At 68.9% G+C, this 14640-nt stretch carries 8 protein-coding genes; 5 read left to right on the plus strand and 3 right to left on the minus strand.

Features of this window, described 5'->3' with window-relative positions:
• The first annotated feature begins 67 nt into the window (after positions 1–67).
• From ACZ7OY_RS18045 to ACZ7OY_RS18065, 5 genes are all read left to right on the plus strand, one after another.
• Complete coding sequence (locus tag ACZ7OY_RS18045) at positions 68–937, plus strand: SCO4651 family lipoprotein (RefSeq protein WP_471912266.1); 870 nt, start codon at positions 68–70, stop codon at positions 935–937.
• A 304-nt stretch (positions 938–1241) separates the two neighbouring features.
• The gene (rplJ, locus tag ACZ7OY_RS18050; RefSeq protein ID WP_351602441.1) at positions 1242–1772 is read left to right on the plus strand and encodes a 50S ribosomal protein L10; all 531 of its coding nucleotides are present in this window, start codon (positions 1242–1244) and stop codon (positions 1770–1772) included.
• 121 nt (positions 1773–1893) lie between these two features.
• Positions 1894–2277 carry a 50S ribosomal protein L7/L12 gene (gene rplL / locus ACZ7OY_RS18055; protein ID WP_471912445.1) on the plus strand — a complete coding sequence of 128 codons (384 nt, stop codon included), beginning with the start codon at positions 1894–1896 and terminating at the stop codon, positions 2275–2277.
• Positions 2278–2886: 609 nt separating this feature from the next.
• The gene (gene rpoB, locus ACZ7OY_RS18060; protein WP_471912267.1) at positions 2887–6372 is read left to right on the plus strand and encodes a DNA-directed RNA polymerase subunit beta; all 3486 of its coding nucleotides are present in this window, start codon (positions 2887–2889) and stop codon (positions 6370–6372) included.
• Positions 6373–6466: 94 nt separating this feature from the next.
• Positions 6467–10366 carry a DNA-directed RNA polymerase subunit beta' gene (locus tag ACZ7OY_RS18065; protein WP_162468683.1) on the plus strand — a complete coding sequence of 1300 codons (3900 nt, stop codon included), beginning with the start codon at positions 6467–6469 and terminating at the stop codon, positions 10364–10366.
• A gap of 87 nt (positions 10367–10453) precedes the next feature.
• Here ACZ7OY_RS18065 and ACZ7OY_RS18070 read toward each other — a convergent pair whose 3' ends face one another.
• The 3 genes from ACZ7OY_RS18070 to ACZ7OY_RS18080 form a co-directional block, all read right to left on the minus strand.
• Positions 10454–11833: a M48 family metalloprotease gene (locus ACZ7OY_RS18070; protein WP_471912268.1), complete on the minus strand. Its 1380-nt coding sequence runs from the start codon at positions 11831–11833 to the stop codon at positions 10454–10456.
• 87 nt (positions 11834–11920) lie between these two features.
• On the minus strand, positions 11921–12490 hold the full coding sequence (locus ACZ7OY_RS18075; RefSeq protein WP_471912269.1) for a Pycsar system effector family protein: 570 nt from the start codon (positions 12488–12490) through the stop codon (positions 11921–11923).
• Complete coding sequence (locus ACZ7OY_RS18080) at positions 12487–14592, minus strand: hypothetical protein (protein WP_471912270.1); 2106 nt, start codon at positions 14590–14592, stop codon at positions 12487–12489. The genes ACZ7OY_RS18075 and ACZ7OY_RS18080 overlap by 4 nt, the downstream gene beginning before the upstream one ends.
• Between the last annotated feature and the right edge of the window lie 48 nt (positions 14593–14640).

The raw sequence follows: 14640 nt of genomic DNA on the forward strand, positions 1-14640 counted from the left end.
GCGCACCCGTGCCCTTTCCGCGGCGCCGGGTTAGCGTGAAGATCACGGGGACACGAGGGGGGTACGGATGAGGGACAGACTCGTCGGGCGCGGTGTCCTCCCGTTGCTCCTCGCGGCCACGCTGACCGCCCTCACGGGCTGCACCTCCGACCGTGACGGCGACCCGGGTCCCGAGGAGTCCGACAGCGCCCCGCACCGCCCCGACACCCGCACGGCGGCCGCGCTGCGTGCCGTGGAGCGGGCCACCGTCCGGGCCGGTTCCGCGCGGATCACCTCGGCCACGGTCATGGGCGCCATGCTCTCCACCCGGACCGAGGGCGCCCTGGACTGGGCCGGCGACTCCACCGGCACCCTGCGCATCACGTACACCGGCGGCGAACTGGCCGCGACCATGCGCAGGCTGGGCACCACCACGATGGAGGCCCGGCTGCTGCCCGACGCGTACTACGCGCAGGTCGGCACCCGCTTCGCGCGGCAGATGGGCGGCCGGCACTGGATCAGATACGACTACGAAGACCTGGACGCCCTGCCCGGCGACTCGGGCCGGTATCTGAAGGACCAGCTCCGCGACACCGCCCCCGTCCCGCCGGTCCGGCTCCTGCTGGCCTCCGGGGACGTCCGCGCGGCCGGGGAGGAGACGGTGGACGGCGTGCGCACCCGGCACTACACGGGCACGGTCGAGGTGGCCGGTCTCACCGACCGCGCGCTGCGCGAGCAGCTCACCGCGGCCGGGGTCACCGGCGAGACCCTGGACATCTGGGTCGACGACCGCGACCTGCTGGTGAAGAAGGTGGAGGAGGCGCGGATGTCGACGGGCCTGATGACCCAGACCGCCCACTACCGCGACTACGGCGTACGGCTCTCGGTGCGGCGGCCGCCGGCCGCGGACACCCGGGACTTCGAGGACCTGGTGAAGCAGCAGAAGAGCACGCCCTGACCGTGCGGTCGTGGCCGGGCGTGAGCCCCGTACGGGCGGATTTGCCTGACGGTGGCCCGCTCACGTACTCTCTTGCCGAAGCCAAAGACCGCTGGTCGTTGCCGTGTGCTCGCAAGAGGGCGCGGTGGCCGAAGGATCCGCTGACAGTGGACGACCCGCGCAGGTGACCGTGGAAATGCTCCCGGAGTTCATGGTTCGCGCCATGCACGCCCGGTCGAGCTACGCCCCGTGCGCCTGCGCCGGGGCGTTTCGTTTGTCCAGCCCCTTCTGAGCGGTCCTCATCACCCGGAAGGAGGCCACGCTCATGGCAAGGCCCGACAAGGCTGCCGCGGTAGCCGAGCTCGCGGACCAGTTCCGCAGCTCGAACGCTGCCGTGCTGACCGAGTACCGGGGTCTCACCGTGGCGCAGCTGAAGACGCTGCGCCGTTCGCTCGGTGAAGACGCCCAGTACGCCGTGGTGAAGAACACGCTGACCAAGATTGCGGCCAACGAGGCCGGGATCGACACGCTCGACGACCTGTTCAACGGTCCGACGGCGGTCGCCTTCATCACCGGTGACCCGGTGACGTCGGCGAAGGGTCTTCGTGACTTCGCCAAGGACAACCCGAACCTCGTCATCAAGGGCGGTGTCCTTGACGGCAAGGCGCTGTCCGCCGACGAGATCAAGAAGCTTGCGGACCTCGAGTCCCGCGAGGTTCTGCTCGCCAAGCTGGCGGGCGCCATGAAGGGCAAGCAGACGCAGGCTGCACAGCTCTTCCAGGCGCTTCCCTCGAAGCTCGTCCGCACCGTGGACGCGCTCCGTGCCAAGGTCGACGAGCAGGGCGGTGCCGAGTAATTCGGCTCGCGAAATGACCGCCGCCTGAGGCTCCCCGCCGGGGGCGGAGGTCGTAGCGGGCCGAACGTACGCCCGCCATACATGTACATCCGGCACCAGCCGATTTAGTGGAAGGAAAGCCATCATGGCTCTCACCCAGGACGAACTGCTCGCCGAGTTCGAGGGCATGACCCTCATCCAGCTCTCCGAGTTCGTGAAGGCGTTCGAGGAGAAGTTCGACGTCACCGCCGCCGCCGCGGTCGCCGTTGCCGGCCCGGGTGTCCCGGCCGCCGCCGCCGAGGCCGCTGAGGAGCAGGACGAGTTCGACGTCATCCTCACGGGTGCCGGCGAGAAGAAGATCCAGGTCATCAAGGTCGTGCGTGAGCTGACCTCCCTGGGTCTGAAGGAGGCCAAGGACCTCGTGGACGGCGCCCCGAAGCCCGTCGTCGAGAAGGTCGCCAAGGAGGCCGCCGAGAAGGCTGCCGAGGCACTCAAGGCCGCCGGCGCCTCCGTCGAGGTCAAGTAACACCCCGAGGTCCCCTGGGCCTCGTCTGCACGCTGATTACGGCCTCCTGGGGCTGTAACGCGAACGCACCGAAGAGCGATCATCCATCTGGGTGGTCGCTCTTCGGCGTTCGAGGGGCCGGGTGGCGGCCTCCTTGCACCGGTCGGTCCGGCGAGTATGGTGATCTTCATCGTGCCTGCGAAACCCCCCGGTGACAGGCGGCAAGTGACGAGCGCGGCAGCCGGTTCGGGCCAGGGGGCCTTGACGAACCGCACGCAGCGCGCAATTCTCAGGACGCGTCGTCACAACGATCCGAATCCGAGGCATGGATCGACGACGTGGAGGGCAGTATCAACGTGCATTGAGGGCGTGGGCTTGCGCAGGTGTCGAGAACAACGAGGGTCTCGAAAAACCCGCACTGGACATCAGTGTGCCTAGTGGCTACACTGTCCCTTTGCGCTGCCTGTTAGCTGTCCCCTGCCCGTCACCAGGGGCATGCCTTCACTCGAGCATCACTGACCGGAACTCTCTGACCTGGCCTTTTGGTCGGATCTGGAATCTCCTGTCCTGATGCGTGAGCGAGGGACCGGTACGCGCGTAGTGAGTCCGAGCCCTCGGAAGGACCCCCTCTTGGCCGCCTCGCGCACTGCCTCGACCGCGAATACGAACAACGCTGCCAGCACCGCCCCGCTGCGCATCTCCTTTGCAAAGATCAAGGAGCCTCTCGAGGTTCCGAACCTGCTCGCGCTGCAGACCGAGAGCTTCGACTGGCTGCTCGGCAACACCGCTTGGCAGAGTCGGGTCGAGGAGGCTCTGGAGAGCGGTCAGGACGTCCCCACCAAGTCCGGTCTGGAGGAGATCTTCGAGGAGATCTCCCCGATCGAAGACTTCTCCGGGTCGATGTCCCTGACCTTCCGCGATCACCGTTTCGAACCGCCGAAGAACAGCATCGACGAGTGCAAGGACCGTGACTTCACGTACGCGGCCCCGCTCTTCGTCACGGCTGAGTTCACCAACAACGAGACCGGCGAGATCAAGTCCCAGACGGTCTTCATGGGCGACTTCCCGCTCATGACCAACAAGGGCACCTTCGTCATCAACGGCACCGAGCGTGTCGTGGTGTCGCAGCTGGTCCGTTCGCCGGGTGTCTACTTCGACTCCTCCATCGACAAGACGTCCGACAAGGACATCTTCTCCGCCAAGATCATCCCGTCCCGGGGTGCCTGGCTGGAGATGGAGATCGACAAGCGTGACATGGTCGGTGTGCGCATCGACCGCAAGCGCAAGCAGTCCGTCACCGTCCTCCTGAAGGCTCTCGGCTGGACCACCGAGCAGATCCTCGAGGAGTTCGGCGAGTACGAGTCCATGCGCGCCACCCTGGAGAAGGACCACACCCAGGGCCAGGACGACGCGCTGCTCGACATCTACCGCAAGCTGCGTCCGGGCGAGCCCCCCACGCGTGAGGCCGCGCAGACGCTGCTCGAGAACCTGTACTTCAACCCCAAGCGCTACGACCTGGCCAAGGTCGGCCGCTACAAGGTCAACAAGAAGCTGGGTGCGGAGGCTCCGCTCGACGCGGGCGTCCTGACCGTCGAGGACGTCATCTCGACGATCAAGTACCTGGTGAAGCTGCACGCGGGCGAGACCGAGACGGTCGCCGACAGCGGCCAGTCGATCGTCGTCGAGACCGACGACATCGACCACTTCGGCAACCGTCGTCTGCGCAGCGTCGGCGAGCTCATCCAGAACCAGGTCCGTACGGGTCTGGCGCGTATGGAGCGCGTCGTGCGCGAGCGCATGACGACCCAGGACGTCGAGGCGATCACGCCGCAGACCCTGATCAACATCCGGCCGGTCGTCGCCTCCATCAAGGAGTTCTTCGGCACCAGCCAGCTGTCGCAGTTCATGGACCAGAACAACCCGCTGTCGGGTCTCACCCACAAGCGCCGTCTGTCGGCCCTTGGCCCGGGTGGTCTCTCCCGTGAGCGGGCCGGCTTCGAGGTCCGTGACGTGCACCCCTCGCACTACGGCCGCATGTGCCCGATCGAGACCCCCGAAGGCCCGAACATCGGTCTGATCGGCTCGCTCGCCTCCTACGGCCGCGTCAACGCGTTCGGCTTCGTGGAGACGCCGTACCGCAAGGTCGTCGACGGTGTCGTCACCGACGAGGTCGACTACCTGACGGCCGACGAGGAGGACCGCTTCGTCATCGCGCAGGCCAACGCCACGCTCGACGACGACCTGCGCTTCACCGAGAACCGCGTCCTGGTCCGCCGTCGTGGCGGCGAGGTCGACTACGTCCCCGGTGACGACGTCGACTACATGGACGTCTCGCCGCGCCAGATGGTGTCGGTCGCGACCGCCATGATCCCGTTCCTCGAGCACGACGACGCCAACCGTGCCCTCATGGGCGCGAACATGATGCGTCAGGCCGTGCCGCTGATTAAGTCCGAGGCTCCGCTCGTCGGCACCGGCATGGAGTACCGCTCCGCCGTCGACGCCGGCGACGTGGTCAAGGCCGAGAAGGCGGGTGTCGTCCAGGAGGTCTCCGCGGACTACATCACCACCGCCAACGACGACGGCACGTACATCACGTACCGCCTGGCCAAGTTCGCCCGCTCCAACCAGGGCACCTCGGTCAACCAGAAGGTCATCGTCAACGAGGGCGACCGGATCATCGAGGGCCAGGTCCTCGCCGACGGTCCGGCCACCGAGAACGGCGAGATGGCCCTGGGCAAGAACCTGCTCGTGGCGTTCATGCCGTGGGAGGGTCACAACTACGAGGACGCGATCATCCTGTCGCAGCGCCTCGTGCAGGACGACGTCCTCTCCTCGATCCACATCGAGGAGCACGAGGTCGACGCCCGTGACACCAAGCTCGGCCCCGAGGAGATCACCCGGGACATCCCGAACGTCTCCGAGGAGGTCCTCGCCGACCTCGACGAGCGCGGCATCATCCGGATCGGTGCCGAGGTCGTCGCCGGCGACATCCTCGTCGGCAAGGTCACGCCCAAGGGTGAGACCGAGCTGACGCCGGAGGAGCGCCTGCTGCGCGCGATCTTCGGTGAGAAGGCCCGTGAGGTCCGTGACACCTCGCTGAAGGTCCCGCACGGCGAGATCGGCAAGGTCATCGGCGTCCGCGTCTTCGACCGCGAAGAGGGCGACGAGCTGCCGCCGGGCGTGAACCAGCTGGTCCGCGTCTACGTCGCGCAGAAGCGCAAGATCACCGACGGTGACAAGCTCGCCGGCCGTCACGGCAACAAGGGTGTCATCTCCAAGATCCTGCCGATCGAGGACATGCCGTTCCTGGAGGACGGCACCCCGGTCGACATCATCCTCAACCCGCTCGGCGTCCCGTCCCGAATGAACCCGGGACAGGTGCTGGAGATCCACCTCGGCTGGCTCGCCAGCCGCGGCTGGGACGTCTCCGGTCTCGCCGAAGAGTGGGCCCAGCGTCTTCAGGTCATCGGCGCCGACCAGGTCGCCCCGGGCACCAACGTCGCCACCCCGGTGTTCGACGGTGCGCGCGAGGACGAGCTGGCGGGTCTGCTGCAGCACACCATCCCGAACCGCGACGGCGAGCGCATGGTGCTCCCGACCGGCAAGGCGCGGCTGTTCGACGGCCGCTCCGGTGAGCCGTTCCCGGACCCGATCTCGGTCGGCTACATGTACATCCTGAAGCTGCACCACCTGGTCGACGACAAGCTGCACGCCCGGTCGACCGGTCCGTACTCGATGATCACCCAGCAGCCGCTGGGTGGTAAGGCCCAGTTCGGTGGCCAGCGCTTCGGTGAGATGGAGGTGTGGGCGCTGGAGGCTTACGGCGCCGCGTACGCCCTCCAGGAGCTGCTGACCATCAAGTCCGACGACGTCACCGGCCGCGTGAAGGTCTACGAGGCCATCGTCAAGGGCGAGAACATCCCGGAGCCCGGCATCCCCGAGTCCTTCAAGGTGCTCATCAAGGAGATGCAGTCCCTGTGCCTCAACGTGGAGGTGCTGTCCTCGGACGGCATGTCCATCGAGATGCGCGACACCGACGAGGACGTCTTCCGCGCGGCGGAGGAGCTTGGCATCGACCTGTCCCGGCGTGAGCCGAGCAGCGTCGAAGAGGTCTGACGGGAGTCCGGCCGGGCTCAGCATGAGCCCGGCCGGCCCCAGGACCCCCGTATCAGACCCCATGACTTACAACCCTGAGAGGGATTGACGCATAGTGCTCGACGTCAACTTCTTCGACGAGCTCCGGATCGGTCTGGCCACCGCTGACGACATCCGTCAGTGGAGCCACGGCGAGGTCAAGAAGCCCGAGACCATCAACTACCGCACCCTGAAGCCCGAAAAGGACGGACTCTTCTGCGAGAAGATCTTCGGTCCGACCCGGGACTGGGAGTGCTACTGCGGCAAGTACAAGCGCGTCCGCTTCAAGGGCATCATCTGTGAGCGCTGTGGCGTCGAGGTCACTCGCGCCAAGGTGCGCCGTGAGCGGATGGGCCACATCGAGCTGGCCGCTCCCGTCACCCACATCTGGTACTTCAAGGGCGTCCCGTCGCGTCTGGGCTACCTGCTGGACCTGGCGCCGAAGGACCTCGAGAAGGTCATCTACTTCGCCGCGTACATGATCACGTTCGTGGACGAGGAGCGCCGCACCCGCGACCTGCCCTCGCTGGAGGCCCACGTCTCCGTCGAGCGTCAGCAGATCGAGAACCGCCGCGACGCCGACCTCGAGGCCCGCGCCAAGAAGCTCGAGACCGACCTGGCCGAGCTCGAGGCCGAGGGTGCCAAGGCCGACGTGCGCCGCAAGGTGCGCGAGGGTGCCGAGCGTGAGATGAAGCAGCTGCGCGACCGTTCGCAGCGCGAGATCGACCGTCTCGACGAGGTGTGGACCCGGTTCAAGAACCTCAAGGTCCAGGACCTCGAGGGCGACGAGCTGCTCTACCGCGAGCTGCGCGACCGCTTCGGCACGTACTTCGACGGTTCGATGGGTGCCGCGGCGCTGCAGAAGCGCCTGGAGTCCTTCGACCTCGACGAGGAGGCCGAGAAGCTCCGCGAGATCATCCGCACCGGCAAGGGCCAGAAGAAGACCCGTGCGCTCAAGCGCCTGAAGGTCGTCTCCGCGTTCCTCCAGACCAGCAACAGCCCCAAGGGCATGGTGCTGGACTGCGTGCCGGTCATCCCGCCGGACCTTCGCCCGATGGTGCAGCTGGACGGTGGCCGCTTCGCGACCTCCGACCTCAACGACCTGTACCGCCGTGTGATCAACCGCAACAACCGCCTGAAGCGGCTTCTCGACCTCGGCGCGCCCGAGATCATCGTGAACAACGAGAAGCGCATGCTCCAGGAGGCCGTCGACGCGCTGTTCGACAACGGCCGTCGTGGTCGCCCGGTCACGGGCCCCGGCAACCGTCCGCTGAAGTCCCTCAGCGACATGCTGAAGGGCAAGCAGGGTCGATTCCGTCAGAACCTGCTCGGCAAGCGTGTGGACTACTCCGCGCGTTCCGTGATCGTCGTCGGTCCGCAGCTGAAGCTGCACCAGTGCGGTCTGCCCAAGGCCATGGCGCTGGAGCTCTTCAAGCCGTTCGTGATGAAGCGCCTGGTCGACCTGAACCACGCGCAGAACATCAAGAGCGCCAAGCGGATGGTCGAGCGCGGCCGCACGGTCGTGTACGACGTCCTCGAAGAGGTCATCGCCGAGCACCCGGTTCTGCTGAACCGTGCGCCCACCCTGCACCGCCTCGGCATCCAGGCCTTCGAGCCGCAGCTGGTCGAGGGCAAGGCCATCCAGATCCACCCGCTCGTCTGCACCGCGTTCAACGCGGACTTCGACGGTGACCAGATGGCCGTGCACCTGCCGCTGTCCGCGGAGGCGCAGGCCGAGGCCCGCATCCTGATGCTGTCCTCGAACAACATCCTCAAGCCCGCCGACGGCCGTCCGGTGACGATGCCGACCCAGGACATGGTCCTCGGTCTGTTCTTCCTGACGACCGACGGTGAGCTGCGCGACACCAAGGGCGAGGGCCGGGCGTTCGGCTCCACGGCCGAGGCGATCATGGCGTTCGACGCCGGTGAGCTCGCGCTCCAGTCGGCGATCGACATCCGCTTCCCGGTGGGCACCATCCCGCCGCGCGGCTGGACCCCGCCGGCGCAGGAGGAGGGCGAGCCGGAGTGGCAGCAGGGTGACACCTTCCGCCTGCGGACGACCCTGGGCCGCGCGCTCTTCAACGAGCTGCTGCCCGAGGACTACCCGTTCGTCGACTACTCGGTGGGCAAGAAGCAGCTCGGCGAGATCGTCAACGACCTGGCGGAGCGCTACCCCAAGGTCATCGTGGCGGCGACGCTCGACAACCTGAAGTCGGCCGGCTTCTACTGGGGCACCCGCTCCGGTGTCACCGTGGCCATCTCCGACGTCGTCGTCCCCGAGGCCAAGAAGGCCATCGTCGCGGGCTACGAGGCGCAGGACGAGAAGGTCCAGAAGCAGTACGAGCGCGGTCTGATCACCAAGGAAGAGCGCACGCAGGAGCTCATCGCGATCTGGACCAAGGCGACCAACGAGGTCGCCGAGGCGATGAACGCGAACTTCCCCAAGACGAACCCCATCTTCATGATGGTTGACTCGGGTGCCCGAGGAAACATGATGCAGATGCGGCAGATCGCCGGTATGCGTGGTCTGGTGTCGAACGCGAAGAACGAGACCATCCCGCGTCCGATCAAGGCGTCCTTCCGTGAGGGCCTGTCCGTGCTGGAGTACTTCATCTCCACGCACGGTGCCCGTAAGGGTCTGGCGGACACCGCCCTGCGTACCGCCGACTCGGGTTACCTGACCCGTCGTCTGGTGGACGTCTCGCAGGACGTCATCATCCGCGAGGAGGACTGCGGCACCGAGCGCGGCCTCAAGCTGGCCTTCGCCGAGCGCGGCGCCGACGGCGTCCTGCGCAAGGCGGACAACGCCGAGACCAGCGTGTACGCGCGCTGCCTCGCCGAGGACATCGTCGTCGACGGCAAGGTGCTCGCCCCGGCGGGCGTCGACCTCGGTGACGTGCTCATCGACCAGCTGGTGGCTGCGGGCATCGAGACGGTCAAGACCCGTTCGGTCCTGACCTGCGAGTCCGCCGTCGGCACCTGCGCGATGTGCTACGGCCGCTCGCTGGCCACCGGCAAGCTGGTCGACATCGGTGAGGCGGTCGGCATCATCGCCGCCCAGTCCATCGGTGAGCCCGGTACCCAGCTGACGATGCGTACCTTCCACACCGGTGGTGTGGCCGGTGACGACATCACCCAGGGTCTGCCGCGTGTCGTCGAGCTCTTCGAGGCCCGTACCCCGAAGGGTGTCGCCCCGATCTCCGAGGCCATGGGCCGGGTGCGGATCGAGGAGACCGAGAAGACCAAGAAGATCGTCATCACGCCGGACGACGGCAGCGACGAGACGGCGTTCCCGATCTCGAAGCGCGCCCGACTCCTGGTCAGCGAGGGCGAGCACGTCGAGGTGGGCCAGAAGCTCACCGTGGGTGCCACCAACCCGCACGACGTGCTGCGCATCCTGGGCCAGCGTGCCGTCCAGGTCCACCTGGTCGGCGAGGTCCAGAAGGTCTACAACTCGCAGGGTGTGTCGATCCACGACAAGCACATCGAGATCATCATCCGGCAGATGCTGCGCCGTGTGACGATCATCGAGTCGGGCGACGCCGAGCTGCTGCCCGGCGAGCTGGTCGAGCGCTCGAAGTTCGAGACCGAGAACCGTCGTGTGGTCCAGGAGGGTGGTCACCCGGCTTCGGGTCGTCCGCAGCTCATGGGTATCACCAAGGCCTCGCTGGCGACGGAGTCCTGGCTGTCGGCCGCCTCCTTCCAGGAGACGACCCGAGTTCTGACGGACGCGGCGATCAACGCCAAGTCCGACAGCCTCATCGGCCTCAAGGAGAACGTCATCATCGGTAAGCTCATCCCGGCCGGTACGGGTCTGTCCCGCTACCGCAACATCCGGGTCGAGCCGACCGAGGAGGCCAAGGCCGCGATGTACTCGGCCGTCGGCTACGACGACATCGACTACTCGCCGTTCGGCACCGGCTCCGGCCAGGCCGTTCCGCTGGAGGACTACGACTACGGTCCGTACAACCAGTAAGGCGCAGGTCGTCTGAAGCACTGAAGGGCGGTCACCCCACGGGGTGGCCGCCCTTCGGCGTTTCCGCACCGGGGTCCGGTGCGGCTCTCAGCGCGGCTGCTGCGGCTGGAGGTACGGCTGGAGGTGGTGCAGCCGGGTGTGGTAGTCCGGGTGGGAGGAGAGCAGCTTGCTCAGCGCGCTCTCCTCGACGGGGACACCGCCGTTCTGGGCGGTGGCCTGGGCCTCGGCCTGCTGCTCCTGCTGGTGCAGCTTGCCCAGTACGGCGGCCAGCATCGGGGCGAAGCCGAGCGCGGCGGCGTGCTCGTCGGCGCGCAGCTCGGCGCGTCGGCCCACGGCGGCGAGCGCGTACGGCACACCCAGGATCAGCAGCGGCAGCCCGTAGAGCGTGCTGATCGTGGCCATCGCGATACCGCCGATGAACAGCACCACGAAGGCGACGCCGAAGCAGCCGAAGGCCTTCGACACCCGGAAGACGAAGGTGGAGAACGCCTTCAGGAAGCGCCAGGCGAGCCGGCCCGGCAGCGCGTACCAGTAGCCGAGCAGGCCGGACCAGGCGTGGCCGCCGACATGGTGGCCCAGCTCGTGGGCCATGACGGCGGCGAGTTCGCCGTTGGGGAGCTCGTTCATGGCGAAGCGGGTGACGCCGACGATGTGGCCGGCCGCGGCGACCGCGTTGAGGCCGTCGCTGTCCTCGACCCACAGCTCGTAGTTGCGCCCCTCGACACCGGCGCGGGCCGTGACCTCCCGCCAGACGGGTTCGATTTTGGCTCGTTCTTGTGGAGTGGGGTAGCGCAGATGAAGCAGACGGCGTGCGAGGGCGCTCTCCGTCGGGCGGTGGAACACGAGTGCGCCACTGGCGATCCAGAGCAGGATCACCACGAACGCGAGATCGCCGAAGATCGCGGAGACCAGACCGACGACACACAGGCTGCACAGGAAGTTCGGCAGGTAGAGCAGCAGGTTGCCGACCGCGGTGGCGTCGGTGCGGCGCTGCTGGGCGGAGATCATCACCCGGCGGGCGTCGGTGCTGATGTGGTGCGGATGGGCGGGGTCGTCGGCGGCCGCTGCCGCGCCGGGAGCCGCGGGAGGGGCCTGGGTGTACTGCGGCGGTATCGGGGCGGAGGTCCCCGGGTAGGCCGGTGCGGCCTGCGGGTAGGTGGGCGGCTGCGACAGGCCCGGATAGGCGGGCGGCTGCTGGCCCGGGTACGCGGGCGGCTGTTGCTGCTGCGGGTACGAGGGCCCCGGCTGCGGATACGCCGGAGGCTGCTGCTGCTCCGGATACGAGGGCTGTTGCTGCTGCTGGGGGTACGTCGGCGGCTGTTGCTGTTGCTGCGGATACGCGGGCGGCTGCTGGCCCGGGTGGGCGGGCGGCTGTTGCTGCTGCGGGTACTGCGGGGGTACCGACGGTCGGGCTGTCTGCGTGGGGTACTCCGGGGGCTCCGGGTACTCCGGTGATGGCTGGGTCATCGTGCTTCCTTGTACTTCCGTGTGCTTCCTGCGGAGACTCAGAGGCCCGACGGCCTCGGAGACGGGGACGACTGCCGTGCGGCCGGATCAGCCGATCAGCAGCGAGGAGGGCAGCAGGGCCGTGCCGGCGCAGAAGGCGACCAGACCGGTGCGGATCCACTGGTGCTTGCGGGCGGCGATATGGCTCAGGCTGGCGAGAGCGCTGGTCAGTCCGGTCGTGGGGTCGCGCCGGGTGTCGTCGAGCGCGGTCTCCAAGCGGCCGAGCCGGACGGCTTCCTGGATGTCGCCGAAGTAGGACAGCGGGCGGCCCGGCGTCCAGGTCCCGGCGCGGTAGCGGGGCAGCACCGCCAGCATCAGGGCCAGCAGGGAGAGCCCCAGGGCTCCGGTCCCGGCCCACCACAGCACCGTGCCCGGGGTGGAGAGCGCGGCCGGGGACCACTTCCGCCCGGCCAGCAGCCCGCTGGAGACACCCGCGGTCATACCGAGGGCGCCGACCAGCACGGACGCCTTGCCGTCCGCGCGGGCCACCTCGGCGCGCAGCTCCGTGAGCAGCCGCTCGCAGAGGGGGACGAGGTCGCCACCGTCCGGGTCGCCGTCCGTGCGGACGACCGGCGCCGGTGCGGGTGCGGGTGCGGGTGCGGGGTCGAGCGTGGTCATCCGCCGCTGCCCTCCACCCGGTCGGCAGGGTTCTTGTCCCCCGGTTCGCTGTCGCTGTCGTCCTGGTGGGCGGCCCCCGGCACCTCCGGCACCGTCTGGGCCGGCAGCGTCGGGGTCCTGCCGTAGCCGGGCGGGGGCTGCCAGGCAGGAGCCTCCGGCGGCCCGGCCGGTGCCGCGGGGGCGTACGCCGGGGGCGGCGGCGAGGCGGGCGGCAGGGCGTCCGGCCCGCCCGCGGCAGGCGGGAACGGGGGACGCTGCGCGGCGCCGGGCGGCGCGGCGGGCGTGGGCGGCGCGCCGGCCGGTGCCGCAGGCGCGTCGGGAACTCCCTGCGACGGGGAGCCGGGCGTCCCGGGACCTCCGTACGAAGGAGTGCCGGGCGTCCCGGGAACGGCATGTGGGGGAGTGCCGGGCGTCCCGGGAACGACGTACGGCGGAGTGCCGGGCGTCCCGGGAACGACGTACGGCGGAGTGCCGGGCGTCCCGGGAACGACGTACGGCGGAGTGTCGGGCGTCCCGGGAACGACGTACGGCGGAGTGTCGGGCGTCCCGTGGGCACCGTACGAGGGAGTGCCGGGCGTCCCGGGAACGGCATGCGGGGGAGTGCCGGGCGTCCCGGGAACGACGTACGGCGGAGTGTCGGGCGTCCCGGGGGCACCGTACGAGGGAGAGCCGGGCGTCCCGGGGGCGCCGTACGAGGGAGAGCCGGGCGTCCCGGGGGCGCCGTACGAGGGAGAGCCGGGCGTCCCGGGGGCGCCGTAGGGGCCGGAACCGTAAGGGCCGGGACCAGGCGTTCCGGGGACTCCGTAGGGCCCGGGAGCGGGGGCTGCCGGTGCTCCCGGGGCGCCGTACGGGCCCGTCGGCGCCGCGTACCCGCCGGGGTGCTGAGCGCTCGGCCACCCCGGGCTGCCGGGGCCGCCGTCACCCGGCAGGCCGGGCATTCCCGCCGCGCCCGGATCCGGCGCGCCGCCCTGCGGGATTGCCGACCCCGGATACACGGGAGCGCCCCCCGGAAGCTGCGGCGGGTCCTGCGGTACGCCCGGCAGACGCTGGGTGAGGATGTCGTTGACCGTGCGCAGGGCCAGCTGCTTCGGGCCCTCCAGCTCCCAGTTCTCCGCGCCGTCGCCGCCGAGCAGCTGCTTCACCAGTTCCATCTGGGACTGGATCATGCGGAGCTGGTCCTCCCGCATGCTGTTCATGACGGTGGCCGAGTCCTCCGGGTGCTGGGCCAGGTGCAGCGCCCAGGCGTGGACACCGCCCTGCTGGAGGTGCCACGCGTAGAACCTGGCCTTCTCCGCCTCCAGTTGCTGGAGCTGCATCTGCTGCTCACCCGCGAGCAGCGCCTGCGCGTGCTGCATGCGCTGCTGCTGGAGGATCAGTTCCTGCTGATGGGCGCCGTACTGCATGGCCCGCTCGATCTGGAGCGCATCGCTCTGGCGGCCCCGGCGGTCGACCTCGACGTCGATGTCCATGCCCCGCTGCGCCGCCAGGATCTGCTCGCTGGCGGACTGGTCGATGGCCCGCATGCGCCGCTGGTGTTCGATGTCGTCCTCGTCGCGCCGCAGCCGCAGGGTCCAGGTGACCTGGAGTCCGGCCGGGGCCCCGAGCGGGCCCAGCAGGTTCATCCGCTCCAGCAGTTCCGCCTCGGCGGTCGCGCTCGCGGCGATGGGGAACCGGCGTGTCACCGGGCGGGCCGCCTGCTGGAGTTCGCTCAGCACCAGACCGGGCACGTCCCGGTGGCCGCTGGCCACGAACCGGGCCGGGTCGATGACCTGCCAGGAGATGTCGACCGCGGCGGTGAACTCGAACGCGTCGTTGTCGCTGGGCAGTTCGAGGTTGCAGGTGTGCGGGTGCACGCCCATGTCCACCTCGTACACGGCCGTGTAATGGTTCGCGAGGACCTCGGCGCGGGTCGGCCGCCGCGGCGGCAGATAGGGCTCGTAGCCGCCCTTCGCGGTCGAGAAGACCAATGCGTGGTCGATACGGACGTACGACTTGAGGTTGAAGTCGAAGCGCGACAGCTGCCGCACGGTGAGGACCGGGTCGACGATCTCGGTGTGCCGGTCGGCCTGCTGCTGCCAATCGGGCTGGCGGAAGGTGGGCATGGGGCGTGTCTCCTCGGACGTACCACCCGGCGGGCGCGGGGCGTTCTG

The sequence above is a fragment of the Streptomyces sp. NPDC107559 genome (genome assembly GCF_055657365.1).